The sequence below is a fragment of the Streptomyces sp. NPDC042100 genome, assembly GCF_055582325.1.
Genome location: NZ_JBVJDK010000002.1, coordinates 658,265 through 682,187, shown reverse-complemented (window position 1 = coordinate 682,187; position 23,923 = coordinate 658,265). Strand labels below are relative to the sequence as shown.

At 72.5% G+C, this 23,923-nt stretch carries 19 protein-coding genes and 1 other RNA gene; 18 read left to right on the top strand and 2 right to left on the bottom strand.

Annotation, left to right across the window (positions count from 1 at the left end; genetic code table 11):
- Window positions 1-13: 13 nt before the first annotated feature.
- The 6 genes from ftsE to ACZ6J5_RS07215 all read left to right on the top strand — a co-directional run bounded on the left by ftsE (window position 14) and on the right by ACZ6J5_RS07215 (window position 5,336).
- Window positions 14-703, top strand: a complete 690-nt coding sequence (ftsE, locus tag ACZ6J5_RS07240; RefSeq protein ID WP_046910798.1) for a cell division ATP-binding protein FtsE — start codon at window positions 14-16, stop codon at window positions 701-703.
- A 21-nt stretch (window positions 704-724) separates the two neighbouring features.
- Window positions 725-1,642: a permease-like cell division protein FtsX gene (gene ftsX, locus ACZ6J5_RS07235; protein WP_329420995.1), complete on the top strand. Its 918-nt coding sequence runs from the start codon at window positions 725-727 to the stop codon at window positions 1,640-1,642.
- Between the two features lie 79 nt (window positions 1,643-1,721).
- Window positions 1,722-2,906, top strand: coding sequence for a S41 family peptidase (locus ACZ6J5_RS07230; RefSeq protein ID WP_469388547.1), 1,185 nt, complete (start codon window positions 1,722-1,724; stop codon window positions 2,904-2,906).
- 18 nt (window positions 2,907-2,924) lie between these two features.
- Entirely contained in the window at window positions 2,925-3,464 is a 540-nt protein-coding gene (smpB, locus tag ACZ6J5_RS07225; protein ID WP_469388544.1) for an SsrA-binding protein SmpB, read from the top strand.
- A 95-nt stretch (window positions 3,465-3,559) separates the two neighbouring features.
- Window positions 3,560-3,952, top strand: a transfer-messenger RNA (tmRNA) gene (ssrA, locus tag ACZ6J5_RS07220).
- A 193-nt stretch (window positions 3,953-4,145) separates the two neighbouring features.
- Window positions 4,146-5,336 carry a uroporphyrinogen-III synthase gene (locus ACZ6J5_RS07215; protein ID WP_469388542.1) on the top strand — a complete coding sequence of 397 codons (1,191 nt, stop codon included), beginning with the start codon at window positions 4,146-4,148 and terminating at the stop codon, window positions 5,334-5,336.
- Window positions 5,337-5,423: 87 nt separating this feature from the next.
- On the opposite strand, the gene ACZ6J5_RS07210 is transcribed toward ACZ6J5_RS07215, so the two are convergent.
- Window positions 5,424-6,263 (bottom strand): MmyB family transcriptional regulator, encoded by an 840-nt coding sequence (locus ACZ6J5_RS07210; protein ID WP_469388541.1) that lies wholly within the window; start codon window positions 6,261-6,263, stop codon window positions 5,424-5,426.
- Between the two features lie 275 nt (window positions 6,264-6,538).
- Here ACZ6J5_RS07210 and ACZ6J5_RS07205 point away from each other — a divergent pair, with 275 nt between their 5' ends.
- The 3 genes from ACZ6J5_RS07205 (at window position 6,539) to ACZ6J5_RS07195 (ending at window position 11,309) form a co-directional block, all read left to right on the top strand.
- Window positions 6,539-8,902, top strand: a complete 2,364-nt coding sequence (locus tag ACZ6J5_RS07205; RefSeq protein ID WP_469388538.1) for a HelD family protein — start codon at window positions 6,539-6,541, stop codon at window positions 8,900-8,902.
- A gap of 396 nt (window positions 8,903-9,298) precedes the next feature.
- Complete coding sequence (locus ACZ6J5_RS07200) at window positions 9,299-10,714, top strand: NAD-dependent malic enzyme (RefSeq protein WP_362476215.1); 1,416 nt, start codon at window positions 9,299-9,301, stop codon at window positions 10,712-10,714.
- Window positions 10,715-11,027: 313 nt separating this feature from the next.
- Window positions 11,028-11,309: an HU family DNA-binding protein gene (locus ACZ6J5_RS07195; RefSeq protein WP_017237029.1), complete on the top strand. Its 282-nt coding sequence runs from the start codon at window positions 11,028-11,030 to the stop codon at window positions 11,307-11,309.
- A gap of 125 nt (window positions 11,310-11,434) precedes the next feature.
- Here the strand turns inward: ACZ6J5_RS07195 and murA are convergent, their stop codons facing one another.
- Complete coding sequence (gene murA, locus ACZ6J5_RS07190; protein WP_046911450.1) at window positions 11,435-12,781, bottom strand: UDP-N-acetylglucosamine 1-carboxyvinyltransferase; 1,347 nt, start codon at window positions 12,779-12,781, stop codon at window positions 11,435-11,437.
- A 276-nt stretch (window positions 12,782-13,057) separates the two neighbouring features.
- Here murA and ACZ6J5_RS07185 point away from each other — a divergent pair, with 276 nt between their 5' ends.
- From ACZ6J5_RS07185 to ACZ6J5_RS07145, 9 genes are all read left to right on the top strand, one after another.
- Window positions 13,058-13,618 (top strand): YqgE/AlgH family protein, encoded by a 561-nt coding sequence (locus tag ACZ6J5_RS07185; protein ID WP_165961848.1) that lies wholly within the window; start codon window positions 13,058-13,060, stop codon window positions 13,616-13,618.
- A 112-nt stretch (window positions 13,619-13,730) separates the two neighbouring features.
- Complete coding sequence (locus ACZ6J5_RS07180; protein ID WP_469388534.1) at window positions 13,731-14,021, top strand: DUF3039 domain-containing protein; 291 nt, start codon at window positions 13,731-13,733, stop codon at window positions 14,019-14,021.
- A 210-nt stretch (window positions 14,022-14,231) separates the two neighbouring features.
- Entirely contained in the window at window positions 14,232-15,545 is a 1,314-nt protein-coding gene (locus tag ACZ6J5_RS07175) for an extracellular solute-binding protein (RefSeq protein WP_469388532.1), read from the top strand.
- Between the two features lie 17 nt (window positions 15,546-15,562).
- On the top strand, window positions 15,563-16,564 hold the full coding sequence (locus ACZ6J5_RS07170) for a carbohydrate ABC transporter permease (RefSeq protein WP_469388530.1): 1,002 nt from the start codon (window positions 15,563-15,565) through the stop codon (window positions 16,562-16,564).
- On the top strand, window positions 16,561-17,424 hold the full coding sequence (locus tag ACZ6J5_RS07165; RefSeq protein ID WP_469388528.1) for a carbohydrate ABC transporter permease: 864 nt from the start codon (window positions 16,561-16,563) through the stop codon (window positions 17,422-17,424). Before ACZ6J5_RS07170 ends, ACZ6J5_RS07165 begins: the two co-directional genes overlap by 4 nt.
- 4 nt (window positions 17,425-17,428) lie before the next feature.
- On the top strand, window positions 17,429-19,117 hold the full coding sequence (locus ACZ6J5_RS07160; protein WP_469388525.1) for a beta-N-acetylhexosaminidase: 1,689 nt from the start codon (window positions 17,429-17,431) through the stop codon (window positions 19,115-19,117).
- Between the two features lie 233 nt (window positions 19,118-19,350).
- Window positions 19,351-20,238: an FAD binding domain-containing protein gene (locus ACZ6J5_RS07155; RefSeq protein WP_469388523.1), complete on the top strand. Its 888-nt coding sequence runs from the start codon at window positions 19,351-19,353 to the stop codon at window positions 20,236-20,238.
- Window positions 20,235-21,485, top strand: a complete 1,251-nt coding sequence (locus ACZ6J5_RS07150) for a (2Fe-2S)-binding protein (protein WP_469388521.1) — start codon at window positions 20,235-20,237, stop codon at window positions 21,483-21,485. The genes ACZ6J5_RS07155 and ACZ6J5_RS07150 overlap by 4 nt, the downstream gene beginning before the upstream one ends.
- A 2-nt stretch (window positions 21,486-21,487) precedes the next feature.
- Window positions 21,488-23,773: a xanthine dehydrogenase family protein molybdopterin-binding subunit gene (locus ACZ6J5_RS07145; protein ID WP_469388668.1), complete on the top strand. Its 2,286-nt coding sequence runs from the start codon at window positions 21,488-21,490 to the stop codon at window positions 23,771-23,773.
- The last annotated feature ends 150 nt before the right edge of the window (window positions 23,774-23,923 follow it).

The window sequence follows — 23,923 nt, the reverse complement described above, 5'->3', positions numbered from 1 at the left end:
CCGTGGTGCATCCGTGATCCGATTCGACAATGTCTCCAAGTCCTATCCGAAGCAGAACCGCCCCGCGCTCCGGGATGTATCCCTGGAGATCGAGAAGGGGGAGTTCGTCTTCCTCGTCGGTTCCTCCGGCTCCGGAAAGTCGACCTTTCTGCGGCTGATCCTGCGCGAGGAGCGCACCAGCCAAGGCCAGGTCCACGTCCTGGGCAAGGACCTCGCCCGGCTGTCCAACTGGAAGGTGCCGCACATGCGGCGCCAGCTGGGGACGGTCTTCCAGGACTTCCGGCTGCTGCCGAACAAGACCGTCGCCGAGAACGTGGCCTTCGCCCAGGAGGTCATCGGCAAGCCGCGCGGCGAGATCCGCAAGGCCGTCCCGCAGGTGCTCGACCTCGTCGGTCTCGGCGGGAAGGAGGACCGCATGCCGGGCGAGCTGTCCGGTGGTGAGCAGCAGCGCGTGGCCATCGCGCGGGCCTTCGTCAACCGTCCGATGCTGCTGATCGCGGACGAGCCCACCGGCAACCTCGACCCGCAGACCTCCGTCGGCATCATGAAGCTGCTCGACCGGATCAACAGGACAGGGACCACCGTCGTCATGGCGACCCACGACCAGAACATCGTCGACCAGATGCGCAAGCGCGTCATCGAGCTGGAGAAGGGCCGTCTCGTCCGCGACCAGGCACGCGGCGTCTACGGATATCAGCACTGAGCCGGTAGGGGATACAGACACATGCGCGCTCAGTTCGTGCTGTCGGAGATCATGGTCGGTCTCCGGCGCAATCTGACGATGACCTTCGCCGTCGTCGTCTCCGTGGCCCTCTCGCTCGCCCTCTTCGGCGGCGCGCTGCTCATGCGTGAGCAGGTCAGCACGATGAAGGACTACTGGTACGACAAGGTCAACGTCTCCATCTTCCTCTGCAACAAGAGCGACGGGGCCACCTCGCCCAAGTGCGCCAAGGGCGCGGTCACCGCGCAGCAGAAGGAGCAGATCGAGGCCGATCTGAAGAAGATGGACATCGTCGAGACGGTTCACCGCGAGTCCGCCGACGAGGCCTACAAGCACTACAAGGAGCAGTACGGCGACACGGCCATCGCCTCGGTGGTGACCCCGGACCAGATGCAGGAGTCCTTCCGGGTCAAGCTGAAGGACCCGGAGAAGTACAAGGTCGTCGCGACCGCCTTCGCCGGGCGGGACGGCGTCGAGTCCGTCCAGGACCAGCGGGGCATCCTGCAGAACCTGTTCGACCTGATGAACGGCATGAACGTCGTCGCCCTGTACGTGATGGCGCTGATGCTGGTCATCGCCCTGATCCTGATCGTCAACACGGTGCGCGTCTCGGCCTTCAGCCGGCGGCGCGAGACCGGGATCATGCGGCTGGTCGGCGCGACCAACTTCTACATCCAGATGCCGTTCATCATGGAGGCCGCCTTCGCCGGTCTGCTCGGCGGCGCCGTCGCCTCCGTGATGCTCCTCGTCGGGCGCTACTTCCTGATCGACCACGGCCTCGCGCTCGCCGACAAGATGGCGCTGGTCAACTTCATCGGCTGGGACGCGGTCCTCTCCAAGCTGCCGCTGGTGATCGCGGTGGGTCTGCTGATGCCCGCGCTCGCCGCGTTCATCGCGTTGCGCAAGTACCTGAAGGTGTGACAGTCCACTCGGGGTGAGCCCATGGCGTCGTACGGCCAACAGCCGTGCGGCGCCATTCGCTTGTCCTAGAGTGGGCGACATGCGTGCCGGTGCCGGCCCCGAGTTCTGTCGACGGCCCCGCGGAGTCCTCCGTGGGGCCGCTTTGACGTTGGTCTTCGCCGGGGTCCTCGGCACGGCCGCGGCCACCGGCTCGCTGCCGCGCGGGGAGCGGGCCGGCGAGCCCGCGACCGCCTCGGTCGACACGGTGGCGGACCGGGCGCCCGTCGACCGGGCCGCGCTCGCCCGCGCCGCGGCCGAGGCCATCGCCGACGGCAAGTCCGGCAAGAAGGCCGCCGAGGAGTTCGTCAGCCGCAGCGGCGACCGTTGGGGCGCGGTGTACGACAAGCAGGAGTACGCGGAGTTCGAGCAGGCCCTCGACGGCGCCTACACGGGCGTCGGACTGTCCGCCCGCCGGGCCGGCCGGGACCGGGTCGAGGTCAGCCGGGTGCAGCCGGGCGGACCCGCCGCGCGGGCCGGGCTGCGCCCCGGCGACCGGCTGGTCTCGGTCGACGGGCGCCCGGTCGGTGGCCTGTCGGTGTCCGAGGTGGTCTCGCTGCTGCGCGGCGGGGGTGTCTCGGGCACCCAGGTCGCCCTGGGGGTCGAGCGCGGCCGGGCCGCCTGGACCCAGACCCTGCGCCGGGCGCGCCTCGCCACCGACCCGGTGACCGTCCGCCGGCTCGACGACGGCACGGTCCTGATCCGGGTGGCCGCCTTCACCAAGGGCACGGGGGAGCGGGTCCGGGCCGCCGTGCGGGCCGCGCCGCCCCGCGCGGGTGTCCTGCTGGACCTGCGCGGCAACGCGGGCGGCCTGCTCGCGGAGGCCGCGGTCGCCGCCTCCGCCTTCCTCGACGGCGGGCTGGTCGCCACGTACGACGTGGAGGGCGAGCAGCGGGCGGTGTACGCGGACGGCGGCGGCGACACCGGGCGCCCGCTGGTGGCGCTGGTCGACGGCGGCACGATGAGCGCGGCCGAGCTGCTGACCGGGGCGCTCCAGGACCGAGGCCGGGCGGTCACCGTGGGCTCCCGCACCTTCGGCAAGGGCTCGGTGCAGATGCCGAGCACGCTGCCGGACGGCTCGGTCGCGGAGCTGACCGTCGGGCACTACCGCACGCCCGCCGGGCACGCCGTGGACGGCCGGGGGATCACGCCGGACGTGATCGTCGGCGGGGCGGGAGCCGAGGAGCGGGCCCGTACGGTATTGAGTGGCCTCGGAGGGGCCCCCTAGTGCGAAGATGAGCGCACTATGGCAAAGGGACTCGTCAACGTGCAGGGCAACCCTGCGAAGAAGAAGAGCCAGGACAAGGGGCCGGAGCGCAAGCTCATCGCGCAGAACAAGAAGGCGCGGCACGACTACCACATCCTCGACACGTACGAGTGCGGTGTGGTGCTCATGGGCACCGAGGTGAAGTCGCTCCGGATGGGCCGGGCGTCGCTCGTCGACGGCTTCGTCCAGATCGAGGGCCACGAAGCCTGGCTGTACAACATCCACGTGCCCGAGTACATGCAGGGCAGCTGGACCAACCACTCGGCGAAGCGGAAGCGGAAGCTGCTGCTGCACCGGGAGGAGATCGACAAGCTGGAGCAGAAGGCGTCCGAGACGGGTCACACGATCGTGCCCCTCGCGCTGTACTTCCTCGGCAGCCGGGTGAAGTGCGAGATCGCGCTCGCCAAGGGCAAGAAGGAGTACGACAAGCGGCAGACCCTGCGGGAGAAGCAGGACACCCGCGAGACCAACCGCGCCATCGCGGCGGCGAAGCGCCGTCAGCGGGCGAGCCAGGTGTAGCCGCCCGGGGTTAATACGCTGGCTACCGCGGCCCCCGGTCACGTACGATGGGGCCTGCACCCCTGGAGAGGGTGCGCGCTTTGAAAAATAAACATGGGGATGATCGGTTTCGACAGCGGATGTCGAAGCAGGGGAAGCGTGTCGAGGAAGCGGCAATGATCTCGTAAACCATATGTCGCAACCAATAATCGCCAACTCCAAGAGCGATAACTCCCGCTTCGCCCTCGCTGCCTAATTTTAGGTAACGAGTAGAAGCCTCTGTGAGGAGCGTCAGCCCGGGGGTGGTCCCGACCCGGATCCTGGCGTCATTTAGGGATCTAAACCTCTAGCCCCGGTCACGGGGGCCTGAGGGAAATCAAACAGTGACTGAGCCCGTTCCGGACTTGTCTGGGTGATCCGGAGGGCCGAGAAAATCGCACCGGACTGCACACGGAGAAGCCCTGTTTCCGCACCGTTGGACGCGGGTTCGATTCCCGCCATCTCCACTCATCCCATGTGGGCGCAGGCCCGGTGGTCGTTCCGACGGCCGCCGGGCCTTCGTCATGCCGGGGCCTTCCCCGGCTCCGGGCGTATACCTTCGGCTGCCTTCGGCGGCCGGGCCGGGGGCTCCCGTACGGCCGTAACGGGCAGGAAACCCACGGGAACCGAGACCGTCACACGGTCCCGGCAGTCTCGGGCGCCATGGACGCCAAGGACCACACGGACGCCGAGCGGACCCGGGACCTCGCGTCCGCCGGGGCGGAGCACCACGGGCCGCTCGCCGGATTCACCGTCGGGGTCACCTCGGTACGGCGGGCGGACGAGCTCATCGCGCTGCTGCGCCGAGGCGGCGCGGGCGTCGTCCACGGTCCCGCGCTGCGGATCGTGCCGCCCGCCGACGACGCCGAACTCCTCGCCGCCACCGAGGAGCTCATCGGCCATCCCCCGGACCTCGTCGTCGCCACCACCGCGACCGGCTTCCGCGACTGGCTCGGGGCGGCCGGTGGCCGGGGCCTCGGCGAGCCGCTCCTGGACCGGCTGCGCGGCGCCGAACTGCTGGCCCGCGGGCCCGAGGCGCGGGGCGCGGTCCGCGCGGCCGGGCTCACCGCGTCCTGGTCGCCGTCCTCCGACGCGCCGGCCGAGCTCCTCGGCCGGCTGCTCGGCGAGGGCGTCGCGGGCCGCCGGATCGCGCTCCAGCTGCACGGGGAGCCGCCGCCGGGCCTGGTGGCGACGCTGCGGGCGGCCGGGGCCGAGGTCGTCGTCGTGCCCGTCCACCGCTGGACGCCGCCCGAGGACACCGTCCCCCTCGACCGGCTCCTGGACGCGGTGGCCGCGCGCGGCCTGGACGCGGTCGTCTTCACCAGCGCGCCCGCCGCCGCCTCGCTGCTGCGCCGGGCGGGGGAGCGGGAGCTGCTCGACGACCTGGTCGCGGCGCTGCGGCACGAGGTGCCCGCGATGTGCGTGGGGCCGGTGGCGGCGGCGCCGCTCCAGGCGCTCGGCATCGGCACGTACCAGCCCGAACGCTGCCGGCTCGGCCCCTTGGTGGAGCTCGTCCGCCGGGAGCTGCCCGCCCGCGCGCGGGTGCTGCCGGTGGCCGGGCGCCGGGTCGAGATCCGGGGCCACGCGGTCCTCGTCGACGGCGCGCTGAGGCCGGTCCCGCCCGCCGGGATGGCCCTGCTCGGCCTGCTCGCCCGCCGCCCCGGCTGGGTCGTCGGGCGTCCCGAGCTGCTGCGGGCGCTGCCGGGCGCGGGGCGCGACGAGCACGCGGTGGAGACCGTGATGGCCCGGCTGCGGACGGCGCTGGGCGCCCCGAAGCTCATCCAGACGGTGGTCAAGCGCGGCTACCGGCTGGCGCTGGACCCGGTCGCGGCGGATGCGACGTACGAGGGGTGAGGGGTGGGCGTCCGTCCGCGCGGGGCTGCCCTCCGGGCGGACGTGCGCCCGCGCGGGACGCCTTCCGCGCCCCGCGCGGACGGGGCGTCAGTCCGGTCGCGGGGGCGTCGCCCGCAGCATCGGGGTGCGTTCGTGGGCCTTCTGGCGGCCGGGGCGGAAGAGCATGATGATCAGGCGGGCGCCCGGGGCCGTGAGGGGCTGGGCCGCGCAGATCGTCACATGGCCGGGGCCGAGCAGCGCGTGGCGCAGCGGGCGTTCGTCGCCGTCCGGGTGGATGTGCGCCCCGCCCGCCTCCCACAGCGGCCCCAGGTCCGGGTCGGCGCGGACCTCCGCCTCGATCCCGCGCAGCGTCCCGTCCTCCGGGCGGGCGGCGATGGCGGCCCGCAGCTGGGGAAGGATCAGCGGCGCCCACACGGTCCGCCAGTCCAGCAGGGTCGCGTCGCGCGCCGAGGGGTCCAGGAGCATCCAGCGCATGGTGTTGGCCGGGACCCGGCCGCCCGGGTACATCTCGGCGAAGTGCCGGTTGTGGGCCAGCAGGTTCCAGGAGGCGTCGGTGAGGTACGCCATGTGCGCGATGCCGTCCACGGCCTCCTGCCACACCCCGGGCACCTCCAGGCCCGAGGAGGGGTGCAGCGGGGCGGGCGGGTCGCCGATGCCCGCGTACCGGCAGAGCGAGACCCACTCCTGCTCGTTCAGGCCGAAGAGCCGGGCGACCTGGCGGAGGTAGTCGGCCGGCGGATGCGGATAGCGGCCGGTCTCCAGCCGGTTGTACGTGTCGACCGCCCGGCAGGTCAGCTCGTCCACCTGCTGCTGGGACAGGCCCCGGGCGCGCCGGCCGCGCCCGGTCGGCCGGGAGAGGCCGTGCGCCTCGGGCGCGATCAGCGCCCGGCGCTCGCGCAGCAGGACCCGCAGCGCGGTCCTGTTCACGCGCGCCCCCCTTCTCCGCCAATTCCTAGGAAAAACAATCCGTAGATAATAAACAGTTGAACGTTGATGCTGTGGGAGCGTCCACGCTGACCTGCGAGGACGCCCATCGATGACCGGACGGCGCTTCCCCCGCGCCTCTCCGGTCCCGGCCGGCCCGGGCGGCTCCCCCGTACGCCCGGGCCGGCCCTTTCGCGTTCCGCGACGTCAGGCCTGACACACGGCCTTCGGTGGCGTACGCTCGACGGCTGCCCAGTGCACGTCAGAAGGGGGCCCCGGTGGCCGCGCAGGAAGCCGTCGACACGGTCAGGGACCGTGAGATCGGTGTCGAACAGGAACATCTGGACCAGGTCTACCGCCGACTGGAGGAGAAGATCCACGAGGCCGAGTTCCTGATGAACGACGCCGCCCAGCGGGGCCAGGTCGGCACGCCCGGCGCCCTCGCCGAGCGGGACGCCCAGGTCTTCCGGGCCGGCATCCACCTCAACCGGCTCAACAACGAGTTCGAGGACTTCCTCTTCGGCCGGATCGACCTCCTCTTCGGCAAGGACGGGAAGAAGGGCCCCGACGGGGCCTACACCTCCGTCGAGCCCGCCGAGGACGCCGTCCGCACCGAGGACGGCCGGCAGGTCGCCGACATCGGCGAGACCCTCCACATCGGCCGCATCGGCGTCCTCGACTCCGACTACGCCCCGCTCGTCATCGACTGGCGGGCCCCCGCCGCCGCGCCCTTCTACCGCTCGACCCCGGTGGACCCGGGCCGCGTGGTGCGCCGCCGGGTCATCCGCTCCAAGGGCCGCCGGGTCCTCGGCGTCGAGGACGACCTGATGCGTCCCGAGCTCACCGCCAGCCTCGACGGCCAGGAGCTCCCGGTCATCGGCGACGGCGCGCTCATGGCCGCCCTCGGCCAGGCCCGCAGCCACACCATGCGCGACATCGTCGCCTCCATCCAGGCCGAGCAGGACCTGGTCATCCGCGCCCCCGCCGCCTCCGTGACGTACGTCGAGGGCGGCCCCGGCACCGGCAAGACCGCCGTCGCCCTGCACCGCGCCGCCTACCTGCTCTACCAGGACCGGCGCCGCTACTCCGGCGGCATCCTCATCGTGTCGCCGACCCCGCTGCTCGTCTCGTACACCGAGGGCGTGCTGCCCTCGCTGGGCGAGGAGGGCCAGGTCGCCATCCGCGCGCTCGGCAGCCTCGTCGACGGCGCCGAGGCCGACGCGTACGACGAGCCCGCCGTCGCCCGGATCAAGGGCTCCTCCCGGATGCTCGCCGTGCTCCGCAAGGCCGCCCGGGGCGCCCTGGAGACGCCCGCGCCCCGGGTCCAGCCCACTCTCGACGAGGCGGACGAGGCGGACGAGGCGGCGGAGGGCCGGGCCGCCGCGGCCGGCACCCCCACCCTGCTGCGGGTCGTCGCCTTCGGGCGGCGCCTGGAGCTGGGCCCCGAGGACCTCAAGCGCATCCGCCACAACGTCCTCGGCGGCACCGCCCCCGTCAACCTGCTGCGCCCCCGGGCCCGCCGGCTGCTGCTCGACGCGCTGTACGCCCGGTCCGGCGCCGCCGGCCGGCACAGCGACCCCGAGCTCGCCGCCGAGCTGCGCTCCTCCTTCGACGAGGACGTCTCGACCGAGGACTCCTTCCTGGCCTTCCTGGACGCCTGGTGGCCCGAGCTCACCCCGCGCGGGGTGCTCGACGCCATGGGCGACGAGCGGCGGCTCGGCCGCTGGGCCCGCCGGGTGCTCAACCCGGGCGAGGTGCGCAGGCTGGCCCGCTCGCTGCGCCGTCCGGGCCTCTCGGTGCACGACGTGGCCCTGCTCGACGAGCTGGCCACGCTCCTCGGCGCCCCGGCCCGGCCGCGCCGGAAGCGGGAGTACGACCCGCTGGACCAGCTCACCGGCCTGGAGGAGCTGATGCCGGTGCGCGAGGAGACCCAGCGGGAGCGGGCCGAGCGGCTGGCCGCCGAGCGGACCGAGTACGCCCACGTCATCGTCGACGAGGCCCAGGACCTCACGCCCATGCAGTGGCGGATGGTCGGCCGCCGCGGCCGGCACGCCACCTGGACCGTCGTCGGCGACCCCGCCCAGTCCTCCTGGTCCGACCCGGACGAGGCGGCGGCGGCCCGCGACGAGGCCCTCGGCAGCCGTCCCAGGCGCCGCTTCGAGCTCACGGTGAACTACCGCAACCCGGCCGAGATCGCCGAGCTCGCCGCCAAGGTGCTGGCGCTCGCCATGCCGGGCAAGGAGTCCCCGCGCGCGGTGCGCTCCACGGGCCTGGAGCCCCGCTTCGTCCCGATCCCGGAGCGGTCCGAGATGGCCGAAACCGTACGGTCGGAGGCCGAACGGCTGCTCGCACAGGTGGACGGCACGGTCGGCGTCGTCGTCGCGATGAACCGCCGCGCCGAGGCCGCCCGCTGGCTCGCCGGGCTCGGCGACCGGGTGGTGGCGCTCGGCTCGCTGGAGGCGAAGGGGCTGGAGTACGACGCCACGGTGGTGGTCTCGCCCGCCGAGATCGCCGACGAGTCCCCGGCCGGCCTGCGGGTGCTCTACGTGGCGCTGACCCGCTCCACGCAGGCGCTCACGGTGGTCTCGGGCGAGCGGGACCTGCCGGACGCGGACGGGGTGCCGGACCTGCTGAGGGACTGAGCGGGGGCCGGTCGAGGGATCGGATCCGGTCAACTCGTGCCGCGGGAATCACTTGCCAGGGTGGTTTGTTAGCCTTGTCGTGGCACCGGCTCGATCCAAGCCCCCGGGCCCAACCTTCGTCCCTTTGAGGGACCACTTGCCGCGAGGCGAGCATGGCGGGTCGGTGCCGCTTACTTCTAGAGGTCCTCGTCGCCTTCGGGCGGCGGGGACCTCTTCCGTTTCCGCGGATCTCTTCAGTTTCGGCCACGTCTCTCGTATGGTGGAAACTACTTTCCGAAAACGAAACGACCGTATTACCTGCTACCCGCAGGTAGGTGCGACGATCGGAGGGCGTCGCCGGGCGAATCAGCCGGGGCGGCGTAGCAACGAAGTCAGGGAAAGCAGAGGAACTCGGACATGGCAACGGCGCCCAGCGTCTCGTACTCGATGACGGTCCGGCTCGAAGTGCCCGCGAGCGGCACCGCGGTCTCCCAGCTCACCACGGCGGTCGAGACCCACGGAGGCTCCGTCACGGGCCTCGACGTGACCGCCTCCGGCCACGAGAAGCTGCGGATCGACGTCACCATCGCCGCCACCTCCACGGCGCACGCCGACGAGATCGTGCAGACCCTGCGCGGCATCGAGGGAGTCACCCTCGGCAAGGTCTCCGACCGTACGTTCCTGATGCACCTCGGCGGCAAGATCGAGATGGCGTCCAAGCACCCCATCCGCAACCGTGACGACCTCTCGATGATCTACACCCCGGGCGTCGCCCGCGTGTGCATGGCGATCGCCGAGAACCCCGAGGACGCCCGCCGCCTCACCATCAAGCGCAACTCCGTCGCAGTCGTGACGGACGGTTCCGCCGTCCTCGGCCTCGGCAACATCGGCCCCAAGGCCGCCCTGCCGGTCATGGAGGGCAAGGCCGCCCTGTTCAAGCGCTTCGCCGGCATCGACGCGTGGCCGCTCTGCCTGGACACCCAGGACACCGACGCCATCGTGGAGATCGTCAAGGCCATCGCCCCCGGCTTCGCGGGCATCAACCTGGAGGACATCTCGGCGCCCCGCTGCTTCGAGATCGAGGCCCGGCTGCGCGAGGCCCTGGACATCCCGGTCTTCCACGACGACCAGCACGGCACCGCCATCGTGGTGCTCGCCTCGCTCACCAACGCGCTGCGCGTGGTGGGCAAGGGCATCGGCGACGTACGGGTCGTCATGTCCGGCGCGGGCGCGGCCGGTACGGCCATCCTGAAGCTGCTCCTGGCCGCCGGTGTGAAGCACGCGGTCGTCGCCGACATCCACGGCGTGGTCCACGCGGACCGCGCGGACCTGGTGGACGCCGCGCCCGACTCGCCGCTGCGCTGGATCGCCGACAACACCAACCCGGAGGGCGTCACCGGCACCCTCAAGGAGGCCGTGGTCGGCGCGGACGTCTTCATCGGCGTCTCGGCCCCGAACGTGCTGGGCGCCGAGGACGTGGCCGCCATGGCCGAGGGCGCGATCGTCTTCGCGCTCGCGAACCCGGACCCCGAGGTGGACCCGGCGATCGCCCGCCAGACGGCCGCCGTCGTGGCCACCGGCCGCTCGGACTTCCCCAACCAGATCAACAACGTGCTGGTCTTCCCCGGCGTCTTCCGCGGCCTGCTGGACGCGCAGTCCCGCACGGTCAACACCGAGATGATGCTGGCCGCCGCCAGCGCCCTCGCGGACGTCGTCACCGAGGACGAGCTGAACCCGAACTACATCATCCCGTCGGTCTTCAACGACAAGGTCGCCGGCGCGGTGGCCGGCGCCGTGCGCAACGCGGCGAAGGCGGCCGGCGCGGGCGCCTGAGCGGCCGGGGAGGCGGTGGCTGCGTGTCGCGGTCGCCGCACCCCAAACCCGCCTTTAGGGTGGTAGTCCGGCTCCGCACGGTTCGCGCGGAGTCGACGCTCTGTCACCACCAGGGAGCTCCGGCGTTCTTCGTGTGACCCATGAGGGTGCCGGAGGGGTGCCGGATTGGCGTTCCCGCCGCTGGTGGGGGCAGGATGCGTGTTTGGGCGCGAGGGTCTGTCAGCAGACCCGGGTCCGGGGACTGTCCGAGGGCCCTGGCAGCATCGGCTTCGATCTCACGCCTCACAGGCAAGAAAGACACGGGAGTAACAACATGAACCGCAGTGAGCTGGTGGCCGCCCTGGCCGACCGTGCCGAGGTGACCCGCAAGGACGCCGACGCCGTTCTGGCCGCGCTCGCCGAGACCGTCGGCGAGGTCGTCGCCAAGGGCGACGAGAAGGTCACCATCCCCGGCTTCCTGACCTTCGAGCGCACCCACCGTGCCGCTCGCACCGCTCGTAACCCGCAGACCGGCGACCCGATCAACATCCCGGCCGGCTACAGCGTGAAGGTCTCCGCGGGCTCGAAGCTCAAGGAAGCCGCCAAGGGCAAGTAAGCAGGCGGCCCTCCGGGCAGCTTGCTCCCAGGGCCGCTGAGGCGGCCTGTGGCAGCGAAAAGGGCGGCCACCCTGTCAGGGGGTGGCCGCCCTCTCGTTTGCCCTTCAGGAGGCGTTGCAGGCGCTTACACGAGTGCGCTGCCCGGGAGCTCGACCTTGGCGCCGAGCTCGACCAGCTTCTCCATGAAGTTCTCGTAGCCGCGGTTGATCAGCTCGATGCCGTGCACCCGGCTGGTGCCCTGGGCGGCCAGCGCCGCGATCAGGTACGAGAAGCCGCCGCGCAGGTCCGGGATGACCAGGTCCGCGCCCTGGAGCTTGGTCGGGCCGCTGACGACCGCCGAGTGGAGGAAGTTGCGCTGGCCGAAGCGGCAGTCCGAGCCGCCCAGGCACTCGCGGTACAGCTGGATGTGAGCACCCATCTGGTTCAGCGCCGAGGTGAAGCCGAGCCGCGACTCGTACACCGTCTCGTGGACGATGGACAGGCCCGAGGCCTGGGTCAGGGCGACGACCAGCGGCTGCTGCCAGTCGGTCTGGAAGCCGGGGTGGACGTCGGTCTCCAGGGCGATCGCGTTGAGCGAGCCGCCCGGGTGCCAGAAGCGGATGCCCTCGTCGTCGATCTCGAAGGCGCCGCCGACCTTCCGGTACGTGTTGAGGAAGGTCATCATCGAGCGCTGCTGGGCGCCGCGCACGTAGATGTCGCCCTCGGTGGCCAGCGCCGCCGACGCCCAGGAGGCCGCCTCCAGGCGGTCCGAGAGGGCGTGGTGGTTGTAGCCGCCGAGCTTGTCGACACCGGTGATCCGGATGGTCCGGTCGGTGTCCATGGCGATGATCGCGCCCATCTTCTGCAGCACGCAGATGAGGTCCTCGATCTCCGGCTCCACGGCCGCGTTGGACAGCTCGGTGACGCCCTCCGCGAGGACCGCGGTGAGCAGCACCTGCTCGGTCGCGCCGACCGAGGGGTAGGGCAGCGCGATCTTGGTGCCGCGCAGCCGCTGCGGGGCCTCCAGGTACTGCCCGTCGGCCCGCTTCTCGATGGTGGCGCCGAACTTGCGCAGCACGTCGAAGTGGAAGTCGATCGGCCGGCCGCCGATGTCGCAGCCGCCCAGGCCCGGGATGAAGGCGTGGCCGAGGCGGTGCAGCAGCGGGCCGCAGAAGAGGATCGGGATGCGCGAGGAGCCGGCGTGCGCGTCGATGTCGGCCACGTTGGCGGACTCGACGTGGGTCGGGTCCATGATCAGCTCGCCCGGCTCCTCGCCGGGGCGGACCGTCACGCCGTGCAGCTGGAGCAGGCCGCGGACCACGCGGACGTCGCGGATGTCGGGCACGTTGCGCAGTCGGCTCGGCTCGCTGCCGAGCAGGGCGGCGACCATCGCCTTGGGCACGAGGTTCTTCGCGCCACGGACGCGGATCTCGCCCTCCAGCGGGGTACCGCCGTGGACAAGCAGGACATCGTGGCTGTCAGTGCCGGTCATGAATCTCGCGTTCCGGGTCGTCGGGGACGGGTGGCCAGAGAAAAGGGTAAGGGGCCATGGGACCCCGGTTGTGTGGCTGAGGGGGCCCCGCGAATGTAATGAATCGGGTACAGCACCCTCCGTTCACGCGATCTTGCGGAGCGTCACCGTCCGCTTGGTCCGGCGGCGGGCCGGCCGGGCCGTCGACGGGCCCCGCTGACCTGCGCGGCGGCACACCTGCCCCGGATCGCCCCGGACAACCCCCCGGAACGCCGAAGATGCGGGATCATGTGTCGCATGACCGAGGTGTCCTCGCTCACAGGACGGCTGCTCGTGGCCACCCCCGCGCTGGCGGACCCGAACTTCGACCGCGCGGTCGTCCTGCTGCTCGACCACGACGACGAGGGTTCCCTCGGCGTGGTCCTCAACCGGCCGACCCCCGTGACGGTCGGCGACATCCTCGCGCCCTGGGCCGGGCTCGCCGGCGAGCCGGGGGTGGTCTTCCAGGGCGGCCCGGTCTCGCTCGACGCGGCCCTCGGCATCGCGGTGATCCCCGGCGACGAGGGCCCGCTCGGCTGGCGGCGGGTGTTCGGGGCGATCGGCCTGGTCGACCTGGAGACCCCGCCCGAGCTGCTCGGGCCCGCCATCGGCGCCCTGCGGATCTTCGCGGGGTACGCGGGCTGGGGCCCCGGGCAACTGGAGTCGGAGCTCGGCGACGGCGCCTGGTACGTGGTGGAGTCCGAGCCCGGCGACGTGTCGTCCCCGCGCCCCGAGACGCTCTGGCGCCAGGTGCTGCGGCGGCAGCGCGGCGAGCTCGCGATGGTGGCCACGTATCCGGACGATCCCTCGCTGAACTGAGGGCGCGGGACCGGGCGGGAAGCGGGGCCGGGACCGGGCGCGCGTGGCCCCCGCCGGGGGTCGCCCGGAGGGCGCTCGGAGCGGGCGGCTTCTTTCAGTACCCTTGGGTGCCATGAGCACTCTTGAGCCCGAGCGCGGGGCAGGTACGGGGACCCTCGTCGAGCCGACGCCGCAGGTGTCCCACGGTGACGGCGACCATGAGCGCTACGCCCACTATGTCCAGAAGGACAAGATCATGGCGAGTGCCCTCGACGGCACTCCCGTGGTGGCGCTGTGCGGCAAGGTCTGGGTACCGGGCCGCGACCCCAAGAAGTACCCGGTCTGCCCGATGTGCAAGGAGATCTACGACTCCATGGGCGCCGGCGGGGACAAGGACAAGGACAAGGGCGGCAAGGATAAGTAGTCCGGACCGCCGGCAGTCGGGAACGGCCCCCGGCGCGCGCACTTCGGTGCGCGCGCCGGGGGCCGTTTCGCGTTGCGCAGGATGCTTCGGCCGGTCACAGAGTGGTGGAGACCTCTTGTCCTGGTGTTGGTCCGCCCATAACCTCACGCCTGTTGTGCAGTGCGAAACGTCCGTTGCGTATGCTGCAACGGCTGTGTGGAGGGGACCGCCATGAAGCTTCCTGCCCGGATCGCCGTACCCATCGCTCTTCTGACCCTGGCCGCATGTGCCCCCCAGACCTCGGGCGGCGCCTCCGGCACCGACGACAAGACCGGCACCCTGCGTGTCTGGCTCTTCCAGGAGGTCGCCAACAAGCCCAAGGAGGACGTCGTCCAGCAGGCCGTCGCCGCCTTCGAGAAGCGGAACAAGGGCGCCAAGGTCGAGGTCGAGTACATCCCCGTCGAGACCCGCGCCCAGCGCGTCAAGGCGGCCTTCAACGACCCCAAGTCCGCGCCCGACCTCATCGAGTACGGCAACACCGACACCGCCGGCTACGTCAAGGACGGCGGACTCGCCGACATCACCGCCGAATTCGGCGCCTGGGACGAGGCCAAGGACACCGACCCCACCGCCAAGTCCTCCGTCACCGTCGGCGGCAAGGTCTACGGCGCCCCGCTCTTCGTCGGCGTCCGCGCGCTCTACTACCGCACCGACGTCTTCACCTCGCTCGGCCTGAGCGCCCCGAAGACCCAGGACGAGCTCATCAGCACCGCCAAGAAGATCCGCAAGGCCCGCCCCGAGCTCTACGGCATCGCCGTCGGCGGCGCCTACACCTACGGCGCCATGCCCTTCATCTGGGCCAACGGCGGCGAACTCGCCACCGGCACCGGCACCGCCGCCGACCCGTACAAGTCCGCCATCGGCAGCGAGGCCGCCCGCAAGGGCATCGCCTCGTACACCTCCCTCTTCGGCGACGACAACTGCCCCGCCGCCAAGTGCGCCCAGATGGGCGGCAACGCCACCGTCACCGCCTTCGCCTCCGGCAAGGCCGCCATGGCCATCGGCGGCGACTTCAGCCACGCCGCCGTCGAGGCCGGCACCGTCAAGGGCAAGTACGCCGTCGTGCCGCTCCCCGGCACGACCCCCGGCTCCATAGCCCCCGCCTTCGCCGGCGGCAACAACATCGGCGTCCTCAAGAGCACCTCCCACCGCACCCTCGCCGTCGACCTCATGAAGTCGCTCACCGGCAAGGAGACCCAGGGCCGCCTCTTCGACGCCATGGGCTTCCTGCCCACCTACACCGACGTCCGGCAGCAGGCCGCGGCCAAGGAACCCTTCGTGAAGCCCTTCATCGACTCCCTCGGCGCCGGCGCCAAGTTCGTCCCCGCCTCCGCCGGCTGGGGCCAGATCGACGCCGGGCTCGTCCTCCCCACCCTCTTCCAGGAGGTCGTCAGCGGCCGGAAGGACGTCGCGACCGCCTCCGGCGACGCCGCCAGGAAGATGGACGAGGCCTTCACCGCCGCCGGCACCCCGGCCACCGGCTGAGAACCGGGAACCGCACCATGACCACCGCACCCCGCACCGAGAAGGCCGCGGCCGGACCCGGGCCCGCGCCCTTGCGCGCCGGCCCGCGGCTCCCCGGCCCGCGCGCCCCGCGCCCGCCCCGCAGGGGGACCGGGAGCCGCCGGACCGGCTCCGCCTGGACCCCCTGGCTCTATCTGCTCCCCGCCCTCGTCGTCCTCGGCGGCCTGCTCGTCTACCCCATCTACCAGCTCGGCCTGATCTCCTTCCTGGAATACACCCAGGCCCAGGTCAGCGGCGGCGAACCCACCACCTTCCAGGGGCTCGGCAACTACCGGACGCTCTTCGCCGACCCGCAGTTCTGGCAGGTCCTGCTCGCCACCGTGCTGTTCGCCGCCGCCTGTGTGCTCGCCACCCTCGCCGTCGGCTGCGCCCTCGCCGTCCTGCTCACCCGGATCCGCGCGCTGCCCCGGCTCGCCCTGATGCTGGCCGCGCTCGGTGCCTGGGCCACCCCCGCCGTCACCGGCTCCACCGTCTGGGTCTTCCTCTTCGACCCCGACTACGGGCCGGTCAACCGGCTCCTCGGGCTCGGCGACTTCTCCTGGACCTACGGGCGCTACAGCGCCTTCGCGCTCGTCCTCTTCGAGGTCGTGTGGTGCTCGTTCCCCTTCGTGATGGTCACCGTCTACGCCGGCATCAAGGCCATCCCCTCCGAGGTCCTGGAGGCCGCCGCCCTCGACGGCGCCTCCCAGTGGCGCATCTGGCGCTCCGTCACCGCGCCCATGCTGCGCCCGATCCTGGTCGTCGTCACGATCCAGTCGATCATCTGGGACTTCAAGGTCTTCACCCAGATCTACGTGATGACGGGCGGCGGCGGCATCGCCGGACAGAACCTCGTCCTCAACGTCTACGCCTACCAGAAGGCCTTCGCCTCCTCCCAGTACAGCCTGGGCTCGGCCATCGGCGTGGTCATGCTGCTGATCCTGCTCACGGTGACCCTGGTCTACCTGCGGCTGATCCGACGACAGGGAGAGGAACTGTGAGCTCCACCGGCCTCCGCATCCGCATCCGCGTCCGCGTCCGCCGGCCCGGCCGGCTCGCCGCCGAGGCGGCGGCCCTGCTCGTGGCCGCGGCCGTCGCCTTCCCGCTGTACTGGATGGTCCTCTCCGCCTTCAAGCCGGCCGGCGAGATCCAGTCCACCAGCCCCCGCCCCTGGACGCTCGCCCCGTCCCTCGACTCCTTCCGGCGCGTCTTCGAACAGCAGGAGTTCGGGCGCTACTTCCTCAACTCGCTCCTCGTCGCGACCGCCGTCGTGCTGGCCTCCGCCGTCATCGCCTTCCTCGCCGCGACCGCCGTCACCCGCTTCCGCTTCCGCTTCCGGACCACGCTGCTGATCATGTTCCTGGTCGCGCAGATGGTCCCCATCGAGGCCCTGACCATCCCGCTCTTCTTCCTCATGCGGGACTTCGGGCAGCTCAACACCCTCGGCTCGCTGATCCTGCCGCACATCGCCTTCTCGTTGCCCTTCGCGATCTGGATGCTGCGCGGCTTCGTCAAGGCCGTGCCCGAGGCGCTGGAGGAGCAGGCGATGATCGACGGCGCGAGCCGCACCCGCTTCCTGTGGCAGATCCTCTTCCCGCTGGTCTTCCCCGGGCTCGTCGCCACCAGCGTCTTCTCCTTCATCTCGACCTGGAACGACTTCCTCTTCGCCAAGTCCTTCCTGATCAGCGACACCTCGCAGTCGACCCTCCCGATGGCGCTGCTCGTCTTCTTCAAGCCCGACGAGAACGACTGGGGAGGGATCATGGCCGGGTCGACCGTGATGACGATCCCGGTGCTCGTCTTCTTCGTACTCGTACAGCGTCGTCTGGTCTCCGGACTGGGCGGGGCGGTGAAGGACTGACACGATGCCCCACGAAACCTCCTTCGACACGGACCTGATCCCCGCGCCCCTGAGCGCCGAGCGCCGCGCCGACGCGCCCGCGCGCGCCGCCCTCGACGAGCGCACCACCCTCGACGCCGGGCCCGGCACCCACGACACCGCGCGCTGGCTGCGGGCCACGCTCGGCGCCGCCACCGGGCTGCCCCTCGCCGACGGCACCGGGCCGCACGCGATCCGGCTGCGGATCAGCGCGGACGTCGAGCGCGAACTCGGCTCCGAGGGCTACCGGCTGACCACCGACGGCTCCGGCGCCGATACGGCCGCCGACGCGGCCGTCGTCCTGGAGGGCGGCGGCCCCGCCGGGCTCTTCTGGGGCGCGCAGACCCTGCGCCAGCTCCTCGGCCCCGAGGCGCACCGCCGCGCCCGCGTGGCGCCCGCCGGGCACGCCTGGGAGCTGCCCGCACTCACCGTCGCCGACGCGCCCCGCTTCCGCTGGCGCGGCCTCATGCTCGACGTCGCCCGCCACTTCATGCCCAAGGACGACGTGCTGCGGCAGCTCGACCTGATGGCCGCCCACAAGCTGAACGTCCTCCACCTGCACCTCACCGACGACCAGGGCTGGCGCGTCGAGATCAAGCGGCACCCGCGCCTCACCGAGACGGGCTCCTGGCGGGCCCGCAGCAAGTGGGGCCACCGGGCCTCGCCGCTGTGGAACGAGACTCCGCACGGCGGCTTCTACACCCAGGACGACATCCGCGAGATCGTCGCCTACGCCGCCGCCCGGCATATCGCGGTCGTCCCCGAGATCGACGTCCCGGGCCACTCGCAGGCCGCCATCGCCGCGTACCCCGAACTGGGCAACACCGACGTCATCGACACCACCGCCCTCTCCGTCTGGGACACCTGGGGGGTCAGTCCGAACGTACTCGCCCCCACTGACAGCGTGCTCCGCTTCTACGAGGAGGTCCTCGAAGAGGTCCTGGAGCTGTTCCCCGCCACGCTCACGCCCTTCGTGCACATCGGCGGCGACGAGTGCCCCAAGGACCAGTGGCGGGCCTCGGCCACCGCCCAGGCCCGCATCAAGGAGCTCGGCGTCGGCGACGAGGACGGCCTCCAGTCCTGGTTCATCCGGCACTTCGACCGCTGGCTCGCCGACCGGGGCCGCCGCCTCATCGGCTGGGACGAGATCCTGGAGGGCGGCCTCGCCCCCGGCGCCGCCGTCTCCTCCTGGCGCGGCTACGCGGGCGGGATCACCGCCGCCGAGGCCGGCCACGACGTGGTCATGTGCCCCGAGCAGCAGGTGTACCTGGACCACCGTCAGGCGCCCGGCGAGGACGAGCCGATGCCCATCGGGTACGTGCGCACCCTGGCCGACGTCTACCGCTTCGAGCCCGTCCCGCCCGGCCTCGCCCCCGAGGCCGCCGCCCACATCCTGGGAACCCAGGCCAACGTGTGGACCGAGGTGATGGAGAACCGGGCCCGCGTCGACTACCAGACCCAGCCCCGGCTCGCCGCCTTCGCCGAGGTCGCCTGGTCCCGGCTGCCCGCCCCCGAGGCACGTGATCTCGCCGACTTCGAGCGCCGGATGGCGGCCCACTACCGCCGCCTCGACGCCCTCGGCGTGGACTACCGGCCGCCCGCCGGACCCCTCCCCTGGCAGCGCCGTCCCGGGATCCAGGGCCGCCCCATCGAGGGGGCACCCCCGAACGTGTGAGGCACCTATCCCCATGACGTCACCCAAGAGCGGCAAAACGGAACTCGGCGCCGCTCTTGGGATGTCCCGGCACGTCCCGGACGGAAACCCCCTTCGCGGACCCTCGCGACGTACGGCTCGGAAGATGTGCCAGAGTTGCCACGTCCAGGCTGTGAGCACGTACGGTACGGCCACACAGGCGTGACAGCCGGGGACGGTCGGGGATCACCGGGACACCGGGAAGGGGCAGCGGGTTGACCACGCACGCACCACAGACGGCATCGCGGGCGGCGCGGTCCGTGACGCTGCCCGTCTCGCTGGACGAGGCCGTGGCGGCGCTCACGGCGATGCCGGCCGCCGTCCCCGTGGCCGGCGGCACCGACCTGATGGCCGCCGTCAACCGCGGCCGGCTGCGGCCCGCGGGCCTGGTCGGCCTCGGCCGGATCAACGAGATCCGCGGCTGGCAGTACCAGGACGGGCACGCCCTCCTCGGCGCCGGCCTCACCCACGCCCGGATGGGCCGCCCGGACTTCGCGGCCCTCATCCCGGCCCTGGCCGCCGCCGCGCGCGTGGCCGGACCGCCCCAGATCCGCAACGCCGGCACCCTCGGCGGCAACATCGTGACCGCGGCGCCCTCCGGCGACTCGCTGCCCGTGCTGGCCGCCCTGGAGGCCGAACTCGTCGTCGTGGGCCCGCTCGGCACCCGCGAACTGCCCGTCAGCCACCTGCTGGCCGGCCGCGACCTGCTGGCCCCCGGCGAGCTGGTCGCCTTCGTGCGCGTACCGCTGCTGCACGCGCCGCAGGTCTTCCTCAAGGCCACCGGCCGCACCGGCCCGGCCCGCGCCACCGCCTCCGTCGCCGTCGTCCTCGACCCGGCGCGCCGCGGTGTGCGCTGCGCGGTCGGCGCCGTCGCCCCGATGCCGCTGCGCCCGCTGGAGGCGGAGCAGTGGATCGCCTCGCTGGTGGACTGGGACGGGGACCGGGGGCTGGCGCCGGAGGCACTGGCGGCGTTCGGCGACTATGTGGCCGCCGCGTGCATCCCGGACCCGCCGGGCGGCGAGCCGCTGCCCCCCGCCGTACTGCACCTGCGGCGGACCGTCGCCGCGCTGGCCCGACGGGCACTGGGGAGGGCACTGTCGTGAGCGACGCACACGAGGAGCGCGGGAGCGGCTGGCAGCCGATCCCGCAGAGCGAGGGCTACGACGGCGACGCGACGGCGTTCGTCCAGCTCCCGCCGGACTTCATGCTGGAGGGCGTCCCGCTGGAGGCCCCCGGCCACGGCTACGTGCCGCCGGTCATCGCCCCGCTGACCCCGGCGCCGCCCGCTCCGCCTGAGGACTACCCCCAGGAGCCGACGGTCTCCTGGACGATCCCGACCATCGAGGACGGCGCGGACGCCCTCGACGACTCGGGGGAGTACACGACGTCGACCCTCGCCCCGTACGCGAACGGCGCCCCGGCGACGCTGCCGGGGGGCGCGGCGGCGCCGTGGGCGGTGGGGGAGGCCCCGGGGGCCGCTGGTGTGGCTGGGGCGGCTGAGGTGCTTGAGGCGGCCGAGGTCGCCGAGGCACCTGAGGCACCTGAGGCACCTGAGGCACCTGAGGCACCTGAGGCACCTGAGATCTCTGGGGTTCATGAGGTCGCTGAGCTGGTCGAGGCGGCTGAGGCTCACGCGGCTCATGAGGCTCACGCGGCTCATGAGGCCCTGGACGTTCACGAGGTCCCCGAGGCCCCTGTGACTCCCGAGGTGAGCCCGGCCGAGGCACCCGTGGCGGCGCCCGCGGAGCGGCTCGCCGAGCTGCCCACGGACATGTCCACCGACAGCGACGAGCACCCCCACACTTCGTACACGCTCCGCGTGAACGGTGCCGACCGCCCGGTCACGGAGTCGTGGATCGGCGAGTCGCTGCTCTACGTGCTGCGCGAGCGCCTCGGCCTCGCCGGGGCGAAGGACGGCTGCTCGCAGGGCGAGTGCGGCGCGTGCAACGTGCAGGTGGACGGCCGGCTGGTCGCGTCCTGCCTGGTGCCCGCGGCGACGGCGGCGGGCAGCGAGGTGCGCACGGTCGAGGGCCTGGCCGTGGACGGCGAGCCGTCCGACGTGCAGCGGGCGCTCGCGAAGTGCGGGGTCCAGTGCGGCTTCTGCATCCCGGGCATGGCCATGACCGTGCACGACCTCCTTGAGGGCAACCACGCCCCGAACGAGCTGGAGACCCGGCAGGCGCTCTGCGGCAACCTGTGCCGCTGCTCGGGCTACCGAGGCGTGCTCGACGCCGTACGGGAGGTCGTCAGCGGTCGCGAGGCGGCGGCCGAGGCCGAGGCGGAGGCGGGCGAGGAGGCGGCCCGCATCCCGCACCAGATCCCCCACCCGTTCGACGGAGGCACCGCGTGAGCGTGAGCAGCGAAGCGACCACGGAGGCGGCCGGCCCCGGGCCCGGGATCGGCATCGGCGTCTCGCTCCCGCAGGCCGACGCGCGGGCGAAGACCGAGGGCACCTTCCCGTACGCCTCCGATCTGTGGGCCGAGGGCCTGCTGTGGGCGGCGATCCTGCGCTCCCCGCACCCGCACGCGCGGATCGTGTCGATCGACACGACGGCGGCGGCCGAGATGCCGGGTGTGCGGGCCGTGGTGACCCACGCCGACGTGCCGGGCGCCCTCACGTACGGGCGCCGGGTGGCGGACCGGCCGGTGTTCGCCGCCGACCTGGTGCGCCACCACGGCGAGGCGATCGCCGCGGTGGCCGCCGACCACCCGGACACGGCGCGGCTCGCGGCGGCGGCGATCGCCGTCGAGTACGAGGTGCTGGAGCCGGTCACGGACCCGGAGAAGGCGTTCGCGGCGCCGCCGCTGCACCCGGACGGCAACCTGATCCGGCACATCCCGCTGAGCTTCGGCGACCAGGAGGCGACGGGCGAGATCGTCGTCGAGGGGCTGTACCGGATCGGACGCCAGGACACCGCGCCCATCGGGGCGGAGGCCGCGCTGGCGGTGCCGCGCCCGGACGGGGGCGTGGAGCTGTACACCGCGTCGACGGACCCGCACACCGACCGGGACCTGGCGGCGGCGTGCTTCGGGCTGCCGCCGGAGCAGGTCAAGCTGGTGGTGACGGGCGTCCCGGGTGCGACGGGCGACCGCGAGGACCCCGGCTTCCAGATCCCGCTGGGGCTGCTGGCGCTGCGCACCGGCTGCCCGGTCAAGCTCACGGCCACCCGCGAGGAGTCCTTCCTCGGCCACGCCCACCGCCACCCCAGCCTGCTGCGCTACCGCCACCACGCGGACGCGGAGGGCCGGCTGGTGAAGGTGGAGGCGCAGATCCTGCTGGACGCGGGGGCGTACGCGGACTCCTCCGCGGAGTCGCTGGCGGCGGCGGTGTCCTTCGCCTGCGGCCCGTACGTCGTGCCGCACGCGTTCGTCGAGGGCTGGGCCGTCCGTACGAACAACCCCCCGTCCGGCCATGTGCGGGGCGAGGGCGCCCTGCAGGTGTGCGCGGCGTACGAGGCGCAGATGGACAAGCTGGCCGCGCGGGTGGGCGTGGACGGCGCCGAGATCCGGATGCGCAACGTCCTGGCGACGGGCGACATCCTGCCCACCGGCCAGACGGTCACCTGCCCCGCGCCCGTGGCCGAACTCCTCTCCTCGGTCCGCGACTTCCCCCTCCCGCCCCTCCCGATGGACTCCCCGGAGGAGGACTGGCTGCTGCCCGGCGGCCCGGACGGCGCGGGGGAGCCGGGCGCGGTCCGGCGGGGCGTCGGCTACGCGCTGGGCATGGTGCACATGCTGGGCGCGGAGGGCGCGGACGAGGTCTCGACGGCGACGGTACGGGTCCACGACGGGGTGGCCACGGTCATCTGCGCGGCCGTGGACACGGGCTCGGGCTTCACGACGCTGGCCCGGCAGATCGTCCAGGAGACGCTGGGCATCGAAGAGGTGCACGTGGCCCCCGTGGACACGGACCAGCCGCCGTCGGGCCCGGCGACGCACGGCCGGCACACCTGGGTGTCGGGCGGGGCGGTGGAGCGGGCGGCCAGGATGGTCCGGACCCAGCTCCTCCAGCCGCTGGCGCACAAGTTCGGCATGTCGACGGAGCTGCTCCAGATCACCGACGGCAAGATCACCTCGTATGACGGTGTGCTGTCGACGACGGTCACCGAGGCGATGGACGGCAAGGAGCTCTGGGCCACCGCCCAGTGCCGCCCGCACCCCACCGAGCCGCTGGACGAGAACGGGCAGGGCGACGCCTTCGTGGGCCTGGCGTTCTGCGCGATCCGCGCGGTGGTGGACGTGGACGTGGAGATCGGCACGGTCCGGGTGGTCGAGATGGCCGTCGCCCAGGACGTCGGCCGCATCCTGAACCCGGCCCAACTGGCCACCCGCATCGAGGCGGGCGTCACCCAGGGCGTCGGCGCGGCCCTCACGGAGAACCTCCGCACCAGCCGAGGCCTGGTCCGCCACCCCGACCTGACGGGCTATGCCCTTCCCACGTCGCTGGACGCCCCGGACATCCGTATCGTCAAGCTCGTCGAGGAACGCGACGTCGTCGCCCCCTTCGGCGCCAAGCCCGCGAGCGCGGTCCCGGTCGTCACCTCCCCGGCGGCGGTGGCCTCGGCGGTCCGCGCCGCCACGGGCCGTCCCGTCAACCGGCTCCCGATCAGACCGCAGGCGGCGGTCGTCACCGGGTGAGGGCGGGGGCGTTGTACGGGCATGGTGTCCGGGCGCGGGGGCCCGGGCGGAGGGCTCTCCGGCCGGGGGTCCCGTCCTCGGACTGATCACCGACGGACTGGGCGACCGGGGGCTGTTGATGCTGACGTACGACAACGTGGTCCATGCCCC

What these genes read in the sequence shown, in the direction of transcription:
- ACZ6J5_RS07185 (WP_165961848.1), top strand. Translation starts at nt 13,058, where the DNA reads ATGACCGAGGTGTCCTCGCTCACAGGACGGCTGCTCGTGGCCACCCCC.
- ACZ6J5_RS07215 (WP_469388542.1), top strand. Translation starts at nt 4,146, where the DNA reads ATGGACGCCAAGGACCACACGGACGCCGAGCGGACCCGGGACCTCGCG.
- ACZ6J5_RS07160 (WP_469388525.1), top strand. Translation starts at nt 17,429, where the DNA reads ATGCCCCACGAAACCTCCTTCGACACGGACCTGATCCCCGCGCCCCTG.
- ACZ6J5_RS07200 (WP_362476215.1), top strand. Translation starts at nt 9,299, where the DNA reads ATGGCAACGGCGCCCAGCGTCTCGTACTCGATGACGGTCCGGCTCGAA.
- smpB (WP_469388544.1), top strand. Translation starts at nt 2,925, where the DNA reads ATGGCAAAGGGACTCGTCAACGTGCAGGGCAACCCTGCGAAGAAGAAG.
- murA (WP_046911450.1), bottom strand. Translation starts at nt 12,781, where the DNA reads ATGACCGGCACTGACAGCCACGATGTCCTGCTTGTCCACGGCGGTACC.
- ftsX (WP_329420995.1), top strand. Translation starts at nt 725, where the DNA reads ATGCGCGCTCAGTTCGTGCTGTCGGAGATCATGGTCGGTCTCCGGCGC.
- ACZ6J5_RS07230 (WP_469388547.1), top strand. Translation starts at nt 1,722, where the DNA reads ATGCGTGCCGGTGCCGGCCCCGAGTTCTGTCGACGGCCCCGCGGAGTC.
- ACZ6J5_RS07195 (WP_017237029.1), top strand. Translation starts at nt 11,028, where the DNA reads ATGAACCGCAGTGAGCTGGTGGCCGCCCTGGCCGACCGTGCCGAGGTG.
- ACZ6J5_RS07180 (WP_469388534.1), top strand. Translation starts at nt 13,731, where the DNA reads ATGAGCACTCTTGAGCCCGAGCGCGGGGCAGGTACGGGGACCCTCGTC.
- ACZ6J5_RS07170 (WP_469388530.1), top strand. Translation starts at nt 15,563, where the DNA reads ATGACCACCGCACCCCGCACCGAGAAGGCCGCGGCCGGACCCGGGCCC.
- ACZ6J5_RS07175 (WP_469388532.1), top strand. Translation starts at nt 14,232, where the DNA reads ATGAAGCTTCCTGCCCGGATCGCCGTACCCATCGCTCTTCTGACCCTG.